The sequence below is a fragment of the Pseudomonas kitaguniensis genome (assembly GCF_049199985.1).
Taxonomy (GTDB): Bacteria; Pseudomonadota; Gammaproteobacteria; order Pseudomonadales; family Pseudomonadaceae; genus Aquipseudomonas; species Aquipseudomonas kitaguniensis.
Map to the genome: position 1 here is coordinate 136,981 of NZ_JBLZPT010000003.1, position 18,909 is coordinate 155,889.

Genomic DNA, 18,909 nt, shown 5'->3' on the forward strand with positions numbered 1-18,909 from the left:
TCGTCGCTTGTTGTTAGGGAAAACCGCACTGCTGTAACGGCGTGCGGTTTTTTCTTTAGCTCAGATGAAACTTTTGGTCTGATGAAGCGTGAGCGCTGAAGCGAAGTGTCGTCATCAAGAAAAAGGAGAGTGCTGTGTCGCGTAGACGCGTCGTAGTCACCGGTATGGGTATGCTGTCGCCACTGGGTACGGATGTGCCGAGCAGTTGGCAGGGCATTCTGGCTGGTCACAGTGGTATTGGTCTGATCGAACACACTGACCTTTCTGCCTATTCCACCCGTTTTGGCGGCTCGGTAAGGGGCTTCAATGTCGAGGAATACCTCTCGGTCAAAGAGTCCCGCAAACTCGACCTGTTCATTCAATACGGCCTGGCAGCCGGTTTTCAGGCGGTGCGTAATGCCGGCCTGGAGGTCACCGACGCCAACCGTGAGCGCATCGGCGTGGCCATGGGTTCGGGTATTGGCGGTTTGACCAATATCGAAGAAACCAGCCGCACGCTGCACGATTCCGGCCCCCGTCGAATTTCACCCTTCTTCGTGCCGGGCTCGATCATCAATATGATTTCCGGTTTCCTGTCCATCCATTTGGGGGCACAGGGGCCTAACTACGCCATTGCCACCGCCTGCACCACAGGCACGCATTGCATCGGCATGGCGGCGCGTAATATCGCCTACGACGAAGCGGACGTGATGATCGCCGGTGGCGCCGAAATGGCGGCCTGTGGTCTGGGTATGGGCGGCTTCGGCGCGTCCCGTGCACTGTCAACCCGCAACGACGAGCCAACCCGGGCCAGCCGTCCGTGGGACAAAGGCCGTGACGGTTTTGTGCTGTCCGACGGTGCCGGCGCCTTGGTACTCGAAGAGCTGGAGCACGCCAAAGCGCGTGGCGCCACTATCTACGCGGAACTGATCGGCTTCGGCATGAGTGGCGATGCTTACCACATGACCTCGCCACCGTCCGACGGTGCCGGTGCCGCGCGTTGCATTACCAACGCCCTGCGCGACGCCAAGGTCAACCCGGACCAGGTGCAGTACATCAACGCCCATGGCACGTCGACGCCGACCGGCGATTTGGCCGAAGCCGAAGCCATCAAGTCGGTGTTCGGCGAGCACGCCTACAAACTCGCAGTCAGCTCAACCAAGTCGATGACCGGTCACCTGTTGGGTGCAGCGGGCGCGGTCGAGGCGATCTTCAGCGTGATGGCCATCAAGGACCAGGTCGCTCCGCCGACCATCAACCTTGATGAACCGGACGAAGGCTGCGACCTGAACTTCGTGCCCCACGAAGCGCAGCCAATGCCGATCGACGTGGTTATCTCCAACTCGTTCGGGTTTGGCGGCACCAACGGTTCCCTGGTGTTCCGCCGGTTCGCCGAGTGATGCAAAGCTGGGTCGACGGTCAGCCAGCGGACAGCGTGCCCCTGAAAGATCGCGGCCTGGCGTACGGCGATGGCCTGTTTGAAACCATCGCCGTCAGGGCTGGGCAGCCTGTACTGCTCGACCGTCACCTGCAACGCCTCGACCAGGGTTGCAGGCGCCTCGCCTTGCTGGCGGATCACGCGTTGATCCGCGGCGAAGTGGTGGCCTATGCCGCCGCCTTGGGTGACGGTGTACTCAAGTTGATCCTCACCCGTGGCGACAGCCTGCGCGGTTATGGCATCAACCCCGGCGCCCCGGTGCGCCGTATCTTGCAGGGCAATCCGCCGGCACCTTATCCCGAAACACATGCAACCGACGGCATTCGCCTGTTTGCGTGCGCTACACGCTTGGCCGAGCAGCCGTTGCTGGCCGGTCTGAAACACCTCAACCGCCTCGAACAAGTGATCGCCCGCGCCGAATGGCAAGATGCTGAACACGCCGAAGGTTTAATGCTGGATATGTCCGGGCGTGTCATCGAAGGCGTGTTCAGCAATCTGTTTGTTGTGCGCAATGGCTTGTTACTGACCGCTGATCTGAATCGTTGCGGGGTTGCTGGCGTCATGCGCGCGGAAATTCTGGCTCAAGCGCAGGCGCTGGGCATCCCGCAGGCTGTGGTCGATATTAGCCTTGAGCAGTTGCAGCAGGCCGACGAGGTCTTTGTGTGCAACAGCGTTTATGGCATTTGGCCGGTGCGTGGCTACGCTGCGATGAGCTGGCCGGTTGGGCCGCTCACCCGTAAACTGCAGGGCATTGTTCGCGCGCTATTGGATATTTGAGTTGATACGAAAACTGGTTTTACTGCTGCAGATTGCCTTGGTTTCCGCAGGCCTGGTGCTCGGCTTCTCGGCCTGGAAGCTCAATTCTGCCTTGAAGCAGCCCTTGAACCTGCCCCAGGAACAACTGCTCGACGTGCCTGCCGGGTCGACCCCGACCGGCACCTTCAATCGTCTTGAAGCGGACGGCGTGCTCGACGATGCCTTCTGGTTGCGCCTTTACTGGCGCTTCAACCTCGACGGTCAGCCGTTGCACAGCGGTGAATACCGCATGACGCCAGGCCTTACCGCCGAAGGTTTGATTGGCCTGTGGCAACGCGGCGAAGTGGTGCAATACAGCCTGACGCTGGTAGAGGGCTGGAACTTCCGTCAAGTGCGCTCAGCGCTGGCCAAGCATGAAAAAATCGTGCAAACCCTCAGCGGCCTGAGCGACAGCGAAGTCATGGACAAACTCGGTCACCCCGGCGTGTTCCCTGAAGGGCGCTTCTTCCCTGACACTTACCGCTTCGTGCGCGGCATGACCGACGTCGACTTCCTGAAAAAAGCCTACAACCGCCTGGACGATGTGCTGGCCCAGGAGTGGAGCAAGCGCGCTGCCGATGCGCCGTACACCGACCCTTACCAAGCGCTGATCATGGCCTCCCTGGTGGAGAAAGAGACCGGTGTGCCGGAGGAACGTGGTCAGATTGCCGGCGTGTTCGTGCGCCGCCTGAAGATCGGCATGCTGCTGCAGACCGACCCCACGGTGATCTACGGCTTGGGCGAGCGCTACAACGGCAAGTTGACCCGCGCGCACCTCAAGGAAGCCAACCCTTACAACACCTACATGATTGCCGGCCTGCCGCCTACACCGATTGCCATGGTTGGCCGCGAGGCGATCCACGCAGCGTTGAACCCGGCGCCCGGCACTAGCCTGTATTTCGTCGCGCGTGGCGACGGCAGCCATATTTTCTCTGATGACCTGGATGCGCATAATGCCGCCGTGCGTGAGTTTCAACTCAAGCGCCGCGCGGATTACCGCTCCAGCCCGGCGCCGACAGCAAAGCCTGCGCAAGAGCCGGCGCCAGCTGCCGATGTGCCTGTTGACGCGCCCGCAGACAAACCTGTCGACGCACCGACCGATGCACCGGCTGAAACGCCTGCCGAACCTGCCCCGGACAGCAGCGCGCCGCAAAGCCCGCAATGACTCTGACTAAGGACTGCCCGTGACTGGCTTGTTTATAACCCTGGAAGGCCCGGAAGGCGCCGGCAAAAGCACCAACCGCGATTACCTGGCCGAGCGTTTGCGTTTGGACGGCATCGAAGTGGTGTTGACCCGTGAGCCCGGCGGTACGCCGTTGGCTGAACGCATCCGCGAGGTGTTGCTGGCGCCAGGTGAAGAGCCGATGAACCCGGACGCCGAGCTGCTCTTGGTGTTTGCCGCCCGTGCCCAGCATCTGGCCGAAGTGATTCGCCCGGCCCTGGCACGTGGTGCGGTGGTGATTTGCGACCGTTTTACCGATTCCACTTACGCTTATCAAGGCGGTGGCCGGGGCTTGTCGCTGGAACGCATCGCCACCCTGGAAACCTTCGTGCAGGGCGATTTGCGCCCCGACCTGACGCTGGTGTTCGACTTGCCGGTGGAAGTCGGCCTGGCCCGCGCGAGCGCCCGCGGTCGCCTCGACCGTTTTGAGCTCGAAGGCCAAAAATTCTTTTGCGCCGTGCGCAGCGCGTTTCTCGAACGTGCCAGGGCCGAACCTGCGCGTTATTACCTGCTCGACGCGGCCCAGCCCTTGGCGCAGGTGCAGCACGCCATTGATGCGCTGGTGCCAAACCTGTTGGAGCGCGCCCGTGGCTGAAGCCTATCCATGGCAGGCCAGCCTGTGGCAGCAATTGGCCGGGCGCGCCCAGCACGCGCATGCCTATTTGCTGCACGGGCCAATCGGTATCGGCAAACGCGCGTTGGCCGAGCGCCTGATGGCGAGCCTGTTGTGCCAGCGGCCGGTCGATCTGCAAGCCTGCGGAGCGTGTAAATCCTGCCTGTTGCTCAAAGCCGGCAGCCACCCCGACAACTATGTGCTGGAACCTGAGGAAGCCGACAAGGCGATCAAGGTCGACCAAGTGCGTGATCTCGTCAGCTTCGTGGTGCAGACCGCGCAGATGGGCGGGCGCAAGGTGGTTCTGATCGAGCCGGTGGAGGCAATGAACATTAACGCCGCCAACGCCTTGCTCAAAAGCCTGGAGGAGCCTTCGGGCGACACGGTCTTGTTGCTGGTGAGCCACCAGTCCAGCCGCTTGTTGCCGACTATTCGCAGCCGCTGCGTACAGCAAGCGTGCCCGTTGCCGAGTGAGGCGATGAGTTTGCAATGGCTGGCGCAGGCGCTACCTGAGTGTTCCAACGACGAACGCGTCGAGTTGCTGACACTGGCTGCCGGCTCACCGCTGGCCGCCGTGAAGCTGCAAGCCCAAGGCGTGCGCGAGCAACGGGCGCTGGTCGTGGACGGGGTCAAAAAGCTGCTCAAGCAAGAGCAGTCCGCCACGCAACTGGCTGAAACCGCCTGGAAAGATATTCCGTTGCTGCTGCTGTTCGACTGGTTCTGCGACTGGTCGAGCCTGATCCTGCGCTACCAGTTGACCCAGGACGAAAGCGGCCTGGGCCTGCCGGACATGCGCAAGGTGTTGCAGTACCTTGCGCAGAAGAGTGCACAAGACAAGGTGCTGAACATTCAGGACTGGATTTTGGCCCAGCGCCAGAAGGTGCTTGGCAAAGCCAACCTCAACCGCGTGCTGTTGCTTGAAGCGCTGCTGGTGCAGTGGGTCGGGCTGCTCGGCCGCCGTTAATTTTCGAGGCCTGCGGGTGTATCGTTGGCCACACACGTTGCGTAACTTAAGTCTGATTTCCTATGCTCGTAGATTCCCATTGCCACCTTGACCGTCTCGACCTTGCCCAGCATGGCGGTTCCCTTGACGCCGCGCTTGAGGCTGCCCGCCAGCGTGGGGTAGGGCACTTTCTGTGCATCGGCGTGAGCGCCGAGAACGCCGCTGACGTCAAAGCGCTGGCCGAGCGTTATGCCGACGTTGATTGCTCGGTGGGCATTCACCCGCTGGACCTCAAACCCGGTGAAGCGCCTGCGCTTGATTGGTTGTTGGGCGAACTCAACCACCCGCGCGTGGTAGCGATTGGCGAAACCGGCCTGGATTACCACTACGAGCCCGAAGCTGCCGAGCTGCAGCAAGCGTCCTTTCGCCTGCACCTGCAAGCCGCTCAGCACACCGGCAAACCGGTGATCGTGCACACCCGTGGCGCCCGTGCCGACACCTTGGCGCTGCTGCGCGAAGCCGCATTGCCGCAAGCCGGCGTGCTGCATTGCTTCACCGAAGATTGGGACATGGCCAAGGCCGCCCTGGACTTGGGGTTCTACATTTCGCTGTCGGGCATCGTCACCTTCCGCAACGCCGATGCCCTGCGCGACGTCGCGCGCCAAGTGCCGGCCGACCGCCTGCTGGTGGAAACCGACTCGCCTTACCTGGCGCCCATCCCGCATCGTGGCAAGCCCAACCTGCCCGAATACTTGCGCGACGTGGCGGACTACCTGGCGATGCTGCGCGGTGAGTCGTACGAGCGTTTTGCCCAACAGACCACCGAAAACTTCAAGCGCCTGTTCCCGCTGGCCCACGTCGGCGGTTAGCGGCGCCGGGGAATGTGCCAAACCACGCGCAAAAAAAACCCGGGTTCTGGGGGGGAATCCGGGTTAAGGCCTTTAGGAGTAAATAAAGGGTACGCAGTCCGTCGGTACCCAGGTCGACGCGTCACTTGGGGGGAGATGCCACGTCGACAGTTCAAGTATTGATCAGTATCCCATTCAGTCCAGCCGCATCTGATCGTTTTTTAAACAGATTTGGAATACGCGCGCTTCGCTTGAGTTCTCATTGAATGGGTGCACAGCGGTGGTTGTTGTGTATTGTTTCTGACTGACATCAATGAAATCGTTGGCGAGCGGAAAGTAAAACGCATAGCGGGTTCACATAGACGTTGCTCAGCGACCGTTCAGTCGGGATAATCCCGTGCATCGGGTAAATCGTATCGCCACGTATCCGTGGCCTGGCGCAACCCACCCTATTCAACTCTGCAGACCTCTTTCTCATGCACAAAGAACCCCGTAAGGTCCGTGAGTTTCGCCGCCGTGAGCAAGAAATTCTCGACACCGCGCTCAAGCTGTTCCTCGAACAAGGCGAAGACAGCGTCACCGTCGAGATGATCGCGGATGCCGTGGGCATCGGCAAAGGCACGATCTACAAGCACTTCAAATCCAAGGCCGAAATCTACCTGCGCCTGATGCTCGACTACGAGCGTGATTTGAACGAGCTGCTGCATTCGGCTGATGTCGATAAAGACAAGGAAGCGCTGTCACGGGCTTACTTCGAGTTCCGCATGCGTGACCCGCAGCGCTACCGCCTGTTCGACCGCCTGGAAGAAAAAGTGGTCAAGGGCAATCAAGTGCCGGAAATGGTCGAGGAGTTGCACAAGATTCGCGCCTCGAACTTCGAGCGTCTGACCCTGCTGATCAAAGGTCGTATCAGCGAAGGCAAGCTTGAAGATGTGCCGCCGTATTTCCACTACTGCGCCGCCTGGGCCTTGGTGCATGGCGCCGTGGCGCTGTACCACTCGCCGTTCTGGAGCAATGTGCTGGAAGATCAGGAGGGCTTCTTCCAGTTCCTGATGGACATCGGCGTGCGCATGGGCAACAAGCGCAAGCACAGCGCCGAGCTACCGGGGGCGGAGCCGAAAAACGTCGAAACCCCGGCTACTTAAGCGTTCTCCCACAGTGATGGCGCAATGATTTACTGCCAGTTGCTGTACCCCAGGAATATACTCAGGCAAGGATCTTGCTAAGAGCTGATTAATGAGTCAGCTTTTAGTGTGCCCGAACAATCCTCTGCCGGAGTGATCCATGATCGTTGATCGTCAAGGCAGGCGGTTCCGTAATTTGCGGATCAGCCTGACCTCAGCCTGCAATTACGCGTGTACTTACTGCGTGCCGGACGGCAAGCGGCTGGTGGCTGCCCAAGACGAACTCTCGGCCGATGCCATGGCCAGGGGCGTTGCGTACCTGATTGAAGCGGCCGGTATCGACCGCCTGCGCATTACCGGCGGCGAGCCGCTGGTCAGCCCCAAACTGGAAGCCTTTATGGGCGCGGTGGGGCAGATGGGCCTCAGTGATATTAGCCTGACCACCAATGGCCAACTGCTGGCGCGCAAACTGCCTTTGTTGGTGGAGGCGGGCATTCGGCGTATCAATGTGTCGCTCGACACGCTGGACGCAGATGCGTTTCGCCGTATTGCGCGGGGCGGCGATCTGGCCACGGTGCTTGACGGCATGGAGCAGGCGCGGGCGGCCGGGATAAAGATCAAGGTCAATATGGTGCCGTTGCGCGGGCAGAACCTTGATCAGGTGATGCCGCTGCTGGATTACTGCCTCGAACGTGGCTATGAGCTGCGCTTTATCGAGCTGATGCGTATGGGGCACTTGGCCAAAGACTCCAATGCGTTCTTGCAGCAATTCGTCAGTTTGCAGCAACTGCTGGGTTTGATTGGCGAACATCATGAGTATCTGCAGGCCGATGCGCCGGTGGACGCTACCGCTGTGCGCTACGAAGTGCCGGGCAAGGGTTTTTTTGGCGTGATTGCCAACGAGAGCGTGCCGTTCTGCCGTACCTGTTCACGGCTGCGGTTGTCCTCGACCGGTTGGCTGCATGGTTGTTTGTCGTCGAGCAATCGTCACTATGTCGGTGACTTGCTGGACAAACCACGCCATCAAGCGCTGCCGGCGTTGCAGGGTTTGCTGATGAAGGCGCTTGGCGACAAACAGGAAGTCGCGTTTTCGGGTGGGGCGACCGTCATGAAGATCATTGGCGGCTGAGCCGTTTCTGTGGGAGGCCCCACTGCATTCTTGATGTAGCGCTGTCGCGCAGCAAGCCTGCGTGCGGCCATCGTGGTTTAACGGGGCGCTTCTCAGATCAAAAGCAAGCGCACGGCGGCCTGAAAGCCGACCTGAGTGGTTGAAGCGGATCAAGGGCGGCTTTTGCATACACAGCAGATCTGCTTTTTTTTCTTTCTGTGGTAGGGGGCTTGCTCCCGATAGCAGTGTGTCAGTTGAAAAATACTTATCTGACACACCGCAATCGCGAGCACGCCCGCTCCCACATTTACGACGCGCACCTTTGGATGGCGCGGATTCTGCATCTCGTGCCCATTCGCCGGATTTCCGTCACCGGCTTCTGGAGGATTAGGATGCGTAGTCTGGTTTTGTTGCTGGCGTCATTGACGCTGAGTGGTTGCATGACCGTCAGCGATATGGCCGAAGGCACTCGCTATCAGATGAGTGACGCAGGCTTGCTGGACCACAGTGATACGCGCCGCACCGCCTCTGTTCGCATACAGCCGGATTCCTTTGTGTTTATCGCCCAAGGTGCCTTTGTGCCGCCGGGCAGCGCCTACCCGCGGCCTAACGTGGTGGCCGAAGAGGCCTTCAACGGCTTCGTCGAGTATTTCCCGATGGTACGCCGCGCCCGCAAGCCTGAAGGCCTGGAACAGGCAATGTCCGAAGCGCGTGGGGCAGGTGCGCATTACCTGCTGTATTGCCGCTTTGCGGCAGCTGATGACCGTATCGGCAACGCCGATGAGTGGACCGATCAACAGGCGCTGGACCGTGTTGGCCTGGACAGCGGGGTTATCCAGATCATGTTGATCGAGACCAGCACCCAGTATTTGATTGATACTGCACGTATTCGCAGTCGTGGCGGTTTACTGACGTTCCACGACAACAAGCCACAAGATCTGATTGCCCGGCCTTTGGCGCAGTACGCTCGGGGCTTGCTGGGCATGAGCGATCAGTAAGCCAGGAGCACCTCATGACCGATACCGCCAAGGCCAATGACCTATTGGCCCAACTGCCCAAAGGCAAGGGGCCGGCGCCGGTGCACTTGTGGAACCCGGACTTTTGCGGCCACATCGACATGCGCATTGCCCGCGACGGCACCTGGTTTTATCAGGGCACGCCGATCGGGCGTAAGCCGATGGTCAAGTTGTTCTCCAATATCATTCGCCGTGATGGCGATGAGTATTTCCTGGTTACTCCGGTGGAAAAAGTCGGTATCAGCGTCGATGACGCGCCGTTTGTCGCGCTGACGCTCGACGTTGAAGGGCAGGGCGAAAGCCAGGTATTGCGCTTCACCACCAACGTTGATGAGCAGGTCGAGGCTGGCCTGGAACACCCGCTGCGGGTGGTGATTGATCCTGTGACTGAGGAACCCGCGCCGTACCTGCGGGTGCGCAGCAACCTCGAAGCGCTTGTGCACCGCAACGCGTTTTACCAATTGGTCGAGCTGGCCGTCAGCCGCACGATCAACGGTCAGAACTGGCTGGGTGTATGGAGTGGCGGCGAATTTTTCCGCATTGGTCTGGAGCCCTGAGGCCGGTTTTTTCATCCTGCTGACATAATTCGCTTGCGCTGACCGGGCGCTTTCGGTTATCAGTTTGTACATGATTAGACAGGTTCGATTCGATAAAAAACAACGCGTCGTCGACGAGCTCATCCGCCGCATTGAAGGTGGGGTGATGGCCGACGGTTTCCTGCTGCCGGGCGAGCATCAGTTGGCCGAAGAGTTTGCGGTCAGCCGCGGCACCTTGCGCGAAGCCCTGGCGGAGCTCAAACGGCGCAACTACATCGCCACGCAGAGCGGCGTCGGCTCCATCGTCACCTTTGACGGCATCGTGCTCGACCAAAACAGCGGTTGGGCTCAGGCGCTGGCCGACACTGGCGCGCTGGTCACCACCGAGATCTTGCGCCTGGAGGCCGTCACCCGCCCCGACTTGCTCAGCCGCTTGGGCAGCGATCAATTCATCGCCCTCGACCGCCGCCGTCGTACCACCGATGGCACTGCGGTGTCGCTGGAACGCTCGCTGATGCCGGCTGGCGGTAACCTGGAAAGCCTGCCGCGGGTCGGCCTGATCGACAATTCCCTGACCATCACCCTGGCGGCCTACGGCTACGTGGGCGCCGACGGTGACCAATGGATCGGCGCCGAGCCCCTCAGCGCCGAAGACGCCGAGCTGCTCGGGCGGCCTGCCGGCACCGTGTTTCTCAAGGCCTCGCGTACCACGTACGACCGCCGCGAGCGCTTCATGGAGTACGTCGAAAGCTTGCTCGACCCTGTGCACTTTCGCCTGCACCTTCAGTTTGGAGCTTCAAAATGACCCCGAATACCCGCGCGCTCGGCGCCTTCTATGGCTTGGCGTTGGGCGATGCGTTGGGCATGCCTACCCAGTCCTTGAGCCGCGAGCAGGTCAGGGCACGCTTTGGCGCTATCACCGCGTTGGAAGACGCCCATGCCGACCAGCCCATTGCACCGAATATGCCGGCTGGCTCGATCACTGATGACACCGAGCAGGCAATCCTGGTCGGCCAATTGTTGGTGGACGGTCAGGGCACGATCGAACCGACGGTGCTCGCCCAACGCCTGATCGAGTGGGAAGCGCTGATGCGTGCCAAAGGCTCGCAGGACTTGTTGGGGCCATCGACCAAGCGCGCGATCGACATGATCCTCGCTGGCCACACCCCGGAGGAGTCCGGGCGCTACGGCACCACCAATGGCGCCGCCATGCGCATCACGCCGGTGGGGATCGCCGCTGATGTCAGCCACCCGGCGCAGTTTATCCAAGCGGTTATCCAGGCTTGCCAGGTCACGCATAACACCACGTTGGGCATCTCCAGCGCGGCGGCGGTGGCGGCCGTGGTGTCGGCCGGCATCAACGGCGTGGACCTGGGTGAAGCGCTGAACATCGGCACGCAGATCGCCCAGCAGGCGGAAAGCCATGGGCACTGGGTGGCGGGCGGGCGTATTTCGACCCGCATCAGTTGGGCGCGAACCTTGAGCGTCGGCAGCGGCGATGCCGCGCTGTTTGCCGACCTGCTGTACGAGCTGATTGGCACCTCCGTCGCGTCTCAGGAATCAGTGGTGGTGTCGTTTGCCCTCGCGCAGCAAGTGGCGGTCGGCGAGATGAATGCGTTCGAAAGCCTGTGCCTGGCTGCGAGCCTTGGCGGCGACACGGACACCATTGCCGCGATCCTCGGCGCTATGTTGGGCGCGTGTTTGGGCATGCAGTGCTGGCCGCAGGCGATGATTGAGCAGGTCAAGCACGTCAACCGCCTCGACTTGCAGCCACTGGTGCAGGGCTTGCTCCAATTGCGTTAAACAGAGCGCTTGATCGTTTTGCCACAACCACAACAATACAGGCACCAGGAGCACCCCTCATGAGTACCCCTTCTTCCGGCCAAAGCGCCGGGCAATTGGAAACACGCGGCATTGAGCCGGTCCCCGAAGGCGAGTGCAACGGCCATCCGCTGCAACTGTTCTGGGTGTGGTTTGCCGCCAACATCAGCATTCTCGGTTTGCCGCTCGGCGCCACCCTTGTCGCGTTTCGTGGCCTGGCCATCTGGCAGGCGATCATCGTTGCTGTCCTCGGCGCCGCCGGCTCTTTCGCGGTGGTCGGCATCATTTCCATCGCAGGCCGTCGCGGGCGCGCACCGAGCCTGACGTTATCGCGGGCCATATTCGGCGTGCGTGGCAATATCGGCCCGACGATTGTGTCGCTGATGTCGCGCCTCGGCTGGGAAACCGTCAACACCACGACGGCCGCCTTCGTGTTGCTGTCGCTGTGTTCGATTCTGTTCAACTCGCCGGTCGAGGCCAAAAGCGCTCCGATCCTGACGTTGCTGTTCATCGCGATCTTCGTGCTGCTGACGCTCTCGGTGTCGGGCCTGGGCCATGCCACGCTGCTGGTGATCCAGAAGTGGGCGACTTACGTGTTCGGCGCGTTGAACATTCTGGTCGGCGGCTTTCTCTGCGCCACCATCGACTGGAGCGCGGTGTTCAACGCCACCCCGGCACCTCTGAGTGCAATGATTATCGGCGTCGGCACCATGGCGGCCGGCACCGGTATCGGCTGGGCCAACGCCGGTGCCGACATGTCGCGCTACCAGCATCGCAGCGTCACCGCGGTGCGCCTGGTCGCGTCCGCCGCGTTCGGTGCGGGCATTCCGCTGGTGCTGTTGATCACCCTCGGCGGCTTGCTCTCGGTGGGCAACAACGACCTGGCGTCGGCCACCGACCCGATCATCGCGATACGCGACATGCTGCCGACGTGGATGGCCGTGCCGTACCTGATCACCGCGTTTGGCGGGTTGCTGCTGTCCAACAACCTGTCGGTTTACTCGGCGGGCCTCACCACGTTGACCCTCGGTTTGAAGGTCAAACGCGTGCACGCGGTGATCGTCGACATCGTGGCGATTTTTGCCGGTTCGATTTACTTCATGCTGATCGCCGACAGTTTCTACGGCCCGTTCATTACCTTCATCTCGCTGCTGGCGGTGCCGATTACCGCGTGGGTCGGGATTTTTGTGGTCGACCTGATTCACCGTCATTACTACAGCCCCACTGACCTGTTGGACGTCAGCCCAACCAGCGCCTATTGGTATCGCGGCGGCGTGGAATGGCGTGCGTTCGGCGCGTGGGCCGTGGCGATTGTGCTGGGTTTCAGCTTCACCACGCTTGGCACCACCGCTGAAAATATTTGGTTCGCCGGGCCGTTGGCTGACTCCTGGCTGGGCCATAACGGCTTGGGCTGGATTGTCACCTTCCTGGTGGCTGGCGGGATTTATGCGGTATTGGGCGGCGCGGCTGATCGCCGCCCCGCGTTGGTAGAGCGGCCTAATGTCTAGGTTACTGCACACCGGCCAGGTTATCGTCGACCTGGTGATGGCCCTCGACACGCTGCCTGCGACGGGCGGCGACGTACTCGCCAAATCCGCCAGTTTTGAAGTGGGCGGCGGTTTCAATGTCATGGCCGCCGCGCGGCGCAACGGCCTGCCCGTGGTGTATCTGGGCCGTCATGGCGAAGGGCGTTTCGGCGACTTGGCACGCGCGGCGATGCTGGCCGAAGGCGTTGAAATGGCCCAAGCGGCCAGTCAGGGCAAGGACACCGGCGTGTGCGTGGCGCTGACCGAAGCCAGCACCGAGCGCACGTTTATTTCGCATATCGGCGCGGAAGGCGATTTGAGCGCCGACGACTTGGCGCGCGTGGTGCCGCGCGCGGACGACTACGTGTACGTCAGCGGCTACAGCCTGATGCTCGAAAACAAGGCGCAGGCGTTGCTGGAGTGGTTGCTGGCGCTGCCGCGTGACATCTGTGTGGTGTTCGACCCGGGGCCAATGGTCAAGGCGGCGGATTCGGCGCTGATGCTGGCGTTGCTGCCGCGTATCGACATTTGGACCAGCAACGGGCCGGAAGCACTCGGGTTCACTGGCGCCAGTTCGCTGGCTGAGGCGCTGGTCGAGCTCAATCGTCACCTGCCTGCCGAGGCGTTGCTGTTGGTGCGCGATGGGGCGAATGGCTGTTGGGTGAGCCGCCATGGCAACGCCGAGCATGTGCCGGGGTTCAAAGTGAACGCCGTCGACAGCAATGGCGCAGGCGATGCGCACGCCGGGGTGTTTGTTGCCGGGTTGGCGAGTGGTTTACCGCCTGCTCAAGCGGCGCGCCGGGCGAATGCGGCGGCAGCGTTGGCGGTGACGCGATGGGGCCCGGCGACTTCACCAGGCACCCTCGAAGTCGACGCGTTACTCGCTCAATAGCTCAATAAACAAACACAAAAAAATGTGGGAGCAGGGCTCCCACATTGGTGTTGCAATGCCTGAAAGGCCGAGGTTGCTCGGCCTTTATCGGCACCTGGATCAGTGCGTACTCTGGCCTTCCAGCTTACGCGCCTCGTCCACGCCGGACGCGGTTAGCTTGATCGGCAAGTTCAACGCGTATTCACCGGCAGCATCGGTGGTCACATGCCCATCCTTGATAAGCCCGCGGTCCTGCAGAAACGCCAAGACACTGGCGACCTCTTTTTCGCCGCGGTAGTTGTCCAGCACCTCCTTGCCCAAACCATGCGGGTGGGCGTGCAACAGGCGGGTGAGGACTTCTTTTTCAAGGTTTCTATCGACGTTCATGCGTACCTCTTCACTGGGAAATGATCGGGTGTTGGTGCTGCAGTAGATGCCTTATGGCGCAGGCTGTTTAGGCGCGCCAGGGATGTTCGAGTCATCGCCTTTGTTAACTTTCGGGTCGTTGACCGCAGGGCCCATTTTGCCGTTGCCCACTGCTGGCGGGCTTTGACGACCGGCGTCGTGGCCTTGGGTGCGCGGGTCTGCGCCATTGGTGTTATCGATCACCGCGCCGCCATTGGTGTCCATGCCGGTGCCCATCGATTTTTGCGATTCGGACGTGGCAGGGTTAGTGGTGCCGGTCGACGAGGTCGCGGCGAAGGCGCTCAGCGAGGCAGCAGACAGCAGGCCGGTGAGGGCGAGGGCAGCAAATTTGGAATGCTTCATTGGGGTGTCTCCATATGATTAATGTCCTTACCCTTTATTGGTCAGCCCCCATTTGTGGTTGGTGCCTTGATGGCGACGAACGGTATTGGTGCACCTGTAAGATTTTGTGTGCCGAGTGCTGCGCGACCGGGCACAGCCAGCTCGCCAGGCTCAAATTGCACTGCAATCGGTGATGAATCCGCCTTAGTATGTGCGCTCTGAATTTGCCCAAGGCTCGCCCATGACCATCGAGATTCGCCCCGCCGTGCCCAGCGATGCTGCGCAGATCCTGACGTTTATCACCGAGCTTGCCGAGTACGAAAAGGCCCGCCATGAAGTGATTGCCAGTGTGGTGGATATTGAGCGCAGCCTGTTCAGCGAGGGCGCCACCGCGCATGGCCTGATCTGCTCGCGGGACGGCTTGCCGATTGGTTTTGCGGTGTTCTTTTTCAGCTATTCCACGTGGTTGGGCAGCAACTGCCTGTACCTCGAAGACCTGTACATCAACCCCGAGCAACGCGGCGGCGGGGCGGGCAAGAAGTTGCTGCGCCACTTGGCGAAAATCGCCTGCGACAACGGCTGTGGGCGTTTTGAGTGGAGCGTGCTCGACTGGAACGAACCAGCGATTGCCTTTTACAAATCCATCGGCGCCCAGCCGCAGGAAGAGTGGGTGCGCTACCGCATGGAAGGCAATGCGTTACGCGACTTCGCCGAAGGCTGAAGCCACGCGCCTGAGAACACCAAGATCAAGTGTTGAGCATCAACTGTGGGAGGGGGCTTGCTCCCGATAGCAGTGTGTCAGTCAGTACATTTTTGGCTGACCGACCGCTATCGGGAGCAAGCCCCCTCCCACAGTTTGGTCGGGGTTCTCGTTAGGTTTTTCTCATAATATGGGATGCAAATTTATATATTGAGATATTTCAAGGTCTGGGTTTATAGTCGGCTGCATCAGCACTCACTGCCAAAAATAAAACAGGTGAAGCGATGCAGCCCCAACCGTTGTTGTTACCCGCCGTGCCCGAGCCTACCTATGGCGAGCGGCTGAACAACAAAGTAGTGATCATCACCGGCGCTGCCCAAGGCATTGGCGAGGCGATTGTCGCTTGCTTCCAGGCCCAGCAGGCGCGCTTGGTGATCGCCGATATTCAGGGCGAAAAAGTCGAGAAAGTCGCCGCGCATTGGCGCGAACGCGGCGCCGACATCATTGCGCAAGCGGTCGATATCACCTCCAAAGAACAATGGCAGTCGCTGGTTAACCTGGCCATCGACCGGTTTGGCCGCGTGGACGTGCTGGTCAACTGCGCCGGGGTCAATGTGTTCTGCGACCCGTTGCAGATGACCGACGAAGACTGGCGCCGCTGCTTCGCTATCGACCTCGACGGCGCCTGGTTCGGTTGCCGCAGTGTGTTGCCACACATGATCGAGCAGGGCATCGGCAACATCATCAACATCGCCTCCACCCATTCCAGCCACATCATTCCCGGTTGCTTCCCGTACCCGGTGGCCAAACATGGCCTGCTCGGCCTGACGCGCGCCCTCGGCATCGAATACGCACCCAAGGGCATTCGCGTGAATGCCATCGCGCCGGGCTATATCGAAACCCAGCTGAATGTCGATTACTGGAACGGTTTTGCCGACCCGCACGCCGAGCGTCAGCGCGCCTTCGATTTGCACCCGCCCAAGCGCATCGGCCAGCCGATTGAGGTGGCGATGACGGCATTGTTTTTAGCCACCGACGAGGCGCCTTTTATCAACGCGACCTGCCTGATGATCGATGGCGGGCGCTCTGTGATGTACCACGACTAAAAACAACAAGAGGTGCCCCATGCTCGTAAAAAACGGGTTCAAGAAGACTCTCGGCGCGTTGGCGCTTGCGATGGCGTTCAGCGGGTTGGTATCTGCCGAAGAAGTCAAAATCGGTTTTCTGGTCAAGCAAGCCGAAGAACCGTGGTTCCAGACCGAATGGGCGTTCGCCGAAAAGGCCGGCAAGGACCAGGGCTTCAGCGTGATCAAAATCGCCGTGCCGGACGGCGAAAAAACCCTGTCCGCCATTGATACCCTCGCCGCGAATGGCGCCAAGGGCTTCGTGATTTGCCCGCCGGATGTGTCGCTCGGGCCTGCGATCATGGCCAAGGCCAAGCTCAACGGTTTGAAAGTGCTGGCGGTGGACGACCGCTTCGTCGACGCCAAAGGCAAGCCCATGGAAGACGTGCCTTACGTCGGCCTGGACGCCTACAAGATCGGCCAAAAACAGGGCGAGGCCATGGCCACCGAAGCCAAGCATCGCAACTGGGACTGGAAGGACACTTACGCCGTCATCAACACGTTTGACGAGCTGGAAACCGGCAAAAAGCGCACCGACGGTTCGGTAGAAGGTCTCAAGGCCGCAGGCTTGCCGGCGGATCACATCCTGTTCAGCGCGCAGAAAACCCTCGACGTGCCGGGCAGCATGGACGCCACCAACTCGGCGCTGGTGAAACTGCCGAGTGGCGCGAAAAACCTGATTATCGGCGGCATGAACGACAGCGCCGTACTCGGCGGCGTGCGCGCCACCGAAAGCGCAGGCTTCAAGGCGGCCAACGTGATCGGCGTCGGTATCAACGGCACCGATGCGATTGAGGAACTGAAGAAATCCGACACCGGCTTCTACGGCTCGATGCTGTTAAGCCCTGACGCGTCGGGCTACAAAACCGCCACCGCGATGTTCGAGTGGGTGACCAAGGGCGTCGAGCCCGCCAAGTTCACCGCGCTGGATAACGTGACCCTGATCACCCGCACCAACTTCAAGCAAGAGTTGAGCAAAATCGGTCTGTGGAAATGAGCGGCGCGGCCCTGCGTTTCAACGCCATCGGCAAAGAATTCCCCGGGGTTAAAGCCCTGGCGCAGATCAGCTTTGAAGCGCGGCCGCACGAAGTGCACGCGCTGATGGGCGAGAACGGCGCGGGCAAGTCGACCTTGCTGAAAATTCTCGGCGGCGCCTACATTCCGAGCAGTGGCACGGTGCAAATCGGCGAGCACACCATGGCCTTCAAGTGCGCCGCCGACAGCATCGCCAGCGGCGTCGCGGTGATCCACCAGGAGTTGCACCTGGTGCCGGAAATGACCGTGGCCGAGAACCTGTTTCTCGGGCATTTGCCTTCGCGCTTCGGCGTGGTCAACCGGGGGTTGCTGCGCCAGCAGGCGCTGGCCTGCCTCAAGGGCCTGGCCGATGAAATCGACCCTGAAGAGAAGCTTGGCCGCTTGTCACTCGGCCAACGCCAACTGGTGGAAATCGCCAAGGCGCTGTCGCGTGGCGCGCATGTGATTGCCTTTGATGAACCCACCAGCAGCTTGTCTGCGCGCGAAATCGACAGGCTGATGGCGATCATCACGCGGCTGCGCGATGAAGGCAAAGTGGTGCTCTACGTGTCGCACCGCATGGAAGAAGTGTTCCGCATCTGCAATGCCGTCACGGTGTTCAAGGACGGGCGCTACGTGCGCACCTTTGACGACATGAGCACGCTGACGCATGACCAGTTGGTGACCTGCATGGTCGGCCGCGACATTCAGGACATCTACGATTACCGCCCTCGCGAGCGCGGCGAGGTTGGGTTAAAGGTGGAGGGCTTGCTCGGCCCAGGCTTGCGCGAGCCGGTGAGTTTTCAGGTGCACAAAGGCGAGATTCTCGGCCTGTTCGGCTTGGTCGGAGCAGGGCGTACCGAGCTGTTTCGTTTGCTCAGCGGGTTGCAGCGCGCGAGCGCCGGGCAGTTGCAACTCTGTGGGCAGCCACTGCAACTGCGCTCACCGCGCGATGCGATTGCAGCGGGTGTGCTGCTGTGCCCCGAAGACCGCAAAAAAGAGGGGATTATTCCGCTGGCCAGCGTCGCCGAGAACATCAATATCAGTGCACGTGGCAGCCATTCCGCGTTTGGCTGGCTGTTGCGTGAGGGCTGGGAGAAGCGCAACGCCGACCAGCAAATTCAGGCGATGAAAGTCAAAACGCCGAACGCGCAACAAAAAATCATGTACCTGTCGGGCGGCAACCAGCAAAAGGCCATTCTCGGTCGCTGGCTGTCGATGCCGATGAAAGTGTTGCTGTTGGACGAACCCACGCGCGGCATCGACATCGGCGCCAAGTCGGAGATCTACCAAATCATTCATAACCTGGCGGCCAGTGGCATTGCGGTGATCGTGGTGTCCAGCGACTTGATGGAAGTGATGGGCATCTCCGACCGCATTCTGGTGATGAGTGAAGGCGCCCTGACCGGCGAGTTGAACCGCGATCAAGCGGATGAAGCACGGCTATTGCAATTGGCACTTCCGCGTACGCGGGCTTGAAGAAT

At 60.8% G+C, this 18,909-nt stretch carries 20 protein-coding genes; 18 read left to right on the forward strand and 2 right to left on the reverse strand.

Translation table 11 applies throughout. The features are described from left to right. Positions 1-134: 134 nt before the first annotated feature. The 14 genes from fabF to ACOZK9_RS06125 all read left to right on the forward strand — a co-directional run bounded on the left by fabF (position 135) and on the right by ACOZK9_RS06125 (position 13,861). The gene (gene fabF, locus ACOZK9_RS06060; protein ID WP_058412348.1) at positions 135-1,379 is read left to right on the forward strand and encodes a beta-ketoacyl-ACP synthase II; all 1,245 of its coding nucleotides are present in this window, start codon (positions 135-137) and stop codon (positions 1,377-1,379) included. Next, positions 1,379-2,194: an aminodeoxychorismate lyase gene (gene pabC / locus ACOZK9_RS06065; protein WP_122251027.1), complete on the forward strand. Its 816-nt coding sequence runs from the start codon at positions 1,379-1,381 to the stop codon at positions 2,192-2,194. The genes fabF and pabC overlap by 1 nt, the downstream gene beginning before the upstream one ends. A gap of 1 nt (position 2,195) precedes the next feature. Then, the gene (gene mltG, locus ACOZK9_RS06070; RefSeq protein WP_421555448.1) at positions 2,196-3,377 is read left to right on the forward strand and encodes an endolytic transglycosylase MltG; all 1,182 of its coding nucleotides are present in this window, start codon (positions 2,196-2,198) and stop codon (positions 3,375-3,377) included. Positions 3,378-3,396: 19 nt separating this feature from the next. Beyond that, complete coding sequence (gene tmk, locus ACOZK9_RS06075) at positions 3,397-4,029, forward strand: dTMP kinase (RefSeq protein ID WP_421555449.1); 633 nt, start codon at positions 3,397-3,399, stop codon at positions 4,027-4,029. Beyond that, the gene (locus ACOZK9_RS06080) at positions 4,022-5,011 is read left to right on the forward strand and encodes a DNA polymerase III subunit delta' (RefSeq protein ID WP_421555450.1); all 990 of its coding nucleotides are present in this window, start codon (positions 4,022-4,024) and stop codon (positions 5,009-5,011) included. Before tmk ends, ACOZK9_RS06080 begins: the two co-directional genes overlap by 8 nt. Positions 5,012-5,073: 62 nt before the next feature. Then, on the forward strand, positions 5,074-5,859 hold the full coding sequence (locus ACOZK9_RS06085) for a TatD family hydrolase (RefSeq protein WP_421555451.1): 786 nt from the start codon (positions 5,074-5,076) through the stop codon (positions 5,857-5,859). Positions 5,860-6,314: 455 nt separating this feature from the next. Continuing rightward, positions 6,315-6,983: a TetR/AcrR family transcriptional regulator gene (locus ACOZK9_RS06090; protein WP_122251023.1), complete on the forward strand. Its 669-nt coding sequence runs from the start codon at positions 6,315-6,317 to the stop codon at positions 6,981-6,983. Positions 6,984-7,122: 139 nt separating this feature from the next. Next, positions 7,123-8,091, forward strand: a complete 969-nt coding sequence (locus tag ACOZK9_RS06095) for a GTP 3',8-cyclase MoaA (RefSeq protein WP_152746897.1) — start codon at positions 7,123-7,125, stop codon at positions 8,089-8,091. 371 nt (positions 8,092-8,462) lie between these two features. Then, entirely contained in the window at positions 8,463-9,068 is a 606-nt protein-coding gene (locus tag ACOZK9_RS06100) for a DUF4823 domain-containing protein (protein WP_058412340.1), read from the forward strand. A gap of 14 nt (positions 9,069-9,082) precedes the next feature. Continuing rightward, positions 9,083-9,643 carry a DUF1285 domain-containing protein gene (locus tag ACOZK9_RS06105; RefSeq protein ID WP_152750346.1) on the forward strand — a complete coding sequence of 187 codons (561 nt, stop codon included), beginning with the start codon at positions 9,083-9,085 and terminating at the stop codon, positions 9,641-9,643. A gap of 70 nt (positions 9,644-9,713) precedes the next feature. Further along, positions 9,714-10,427: a GntR family transcriptional regulator gene (locus tag ACOZK9_RS06110; RefSeq protein ID WP_058412338.1), complete on the forward strand. Its 714-nt coding sequence runs from the start codon at positions 9,714-9,716 to the stop codon at positions 10,425-10,427. After that, a complete protein-coding gene (locus tag ACOZK9_RS06115) occupies positions 10,424-11,425 on the forward strand; it encodes an ADP-ribosylglycohydrolase family protein (protein WP_152750348.1) in 1,002 nt (333 codons plus the stop codon). Before ACOZK9_RS06110 ends, ACOZK9_RS06115 begins: the two co-directional genes overlap by 4 nt. A gap of 59 nt (positions 11,426-11,484) precedes the next feature. Then, positions 11,485-12,951 (forward strand): purine-cytosine permease family protein, encoded by a 1,467-nt coding sequence (locus ACOZK9_RS06120; protein WP_152747925.1) that lies wholly within the window; start codon positions 11,485-11,487, stop codon positions 12,949-12,951. Then, positions 12,944-13,861: a PfkB family carbohydrate kinase gene (locus ACOZK9_RS06125; protein WP_152750350.1), complete on the forward strand. Its 918-nt coding sequence runs from the start codon at positions 12,944-12,946 to the stop codon at positions 13,859-13,861. Before ACOZK9_RS06120 ends, ACOZK9_RS06125 begins: the two co-directional genes overlap by 8 nt. Positions 13,862-13,960: 99 nt before the next feature. Here ACOZK9_RS06125 and ACOZK9_RS06130 read toward each other — a convergent pair whose 3' ends face one another. Then, positions 13,961-14,227 (reverse strand): hypothetical protein, encoded by a 267-nt coding sequence (locus ACOZK9_RS06130; protein ID WP_058412334.1) that lies wholly within the window; start codon positions 14,225-14,227, stop codon positions 13,961-13,963. Positions 14,228-14,278: 51 nt separating this feature from the next. After that, the gene (locus tag ACOZK9_RS06135) at positions 14,279-14,608 is read right to left on the reverse strand and encodes a hypothetical protein (RefSeq protein ID WP_099240786.1); all 330 of its coding nucleotides are present in this window, start codon (positions 14,606-14,608) and stop codon (positions 14,279-14,281) included. Between the two features lie 220 nt (positions 14,609-14,828). On the opposite strand from ACOZK9_RS06135, the gene ACOZK9_RS06140 reads away from it, so the two are divergent. The 4 genes from ACOZK9_RS06140 to araG all read left to right on the forward strand — a co-directional run bounded on the left by ACOZK9_RS06140 (position 14,829) and on the right by araG (position 18,904). Beyond that, the gene (locus ACOZK9_RS06140; RefSeq protein ID WP_058412332.1) at positions 14,829-15,308 is read left to right on the forward strand and encodes a GNAT family N-acetyltransferase; all 480 of its coding nucleotides are present in this window, start codon (positions 14,829-14,831) and stop codon (positions 15,306-15,308) included. 263 nt (positions 15,309-15,571) lie between these two features. Further along, positions 15,572-16,393: an SDR family oxidoreductase gene (locus ACOZK9_RS06145; protein WP_421555452.1), complete on the forward strand. Its 822-nt coding sequence runs from the start codon at positions 15,572-15,574 to the stop codon at positions 16,391-16,393. A gap of 19 nt (positions 16,394-16,412) precedes the next feature. Next, positions 16,413-17,408 (forward strand): substrate-binding domain-containing protein, encoded by a 996-nt coding sequence (locus ACOZK9_RS06150; RefSeq protein WP_058412330.1) that lies wholly within the window; start codon positions 16,413-16,415, stop codon positions 17,406-17,408. Further along, positions 17,405-18,904, forward strand: coding sequence for an L-arabinose ABC transporter ATP-binding protein AraG (gene araG / locus ACOZK9_RS06155; protein ID WP_058412329.1), 1,500 nt, complete (start codon positions 17,405-17,407; stop codon positions 18,902-18,904). Before ACOZK9_RS06150 ends, araG begins: the two co-directional genes overlap by 4 nt. The last annotated feature ends 5 nt before the right edge of the window (positions 18,905-18,909 follow it).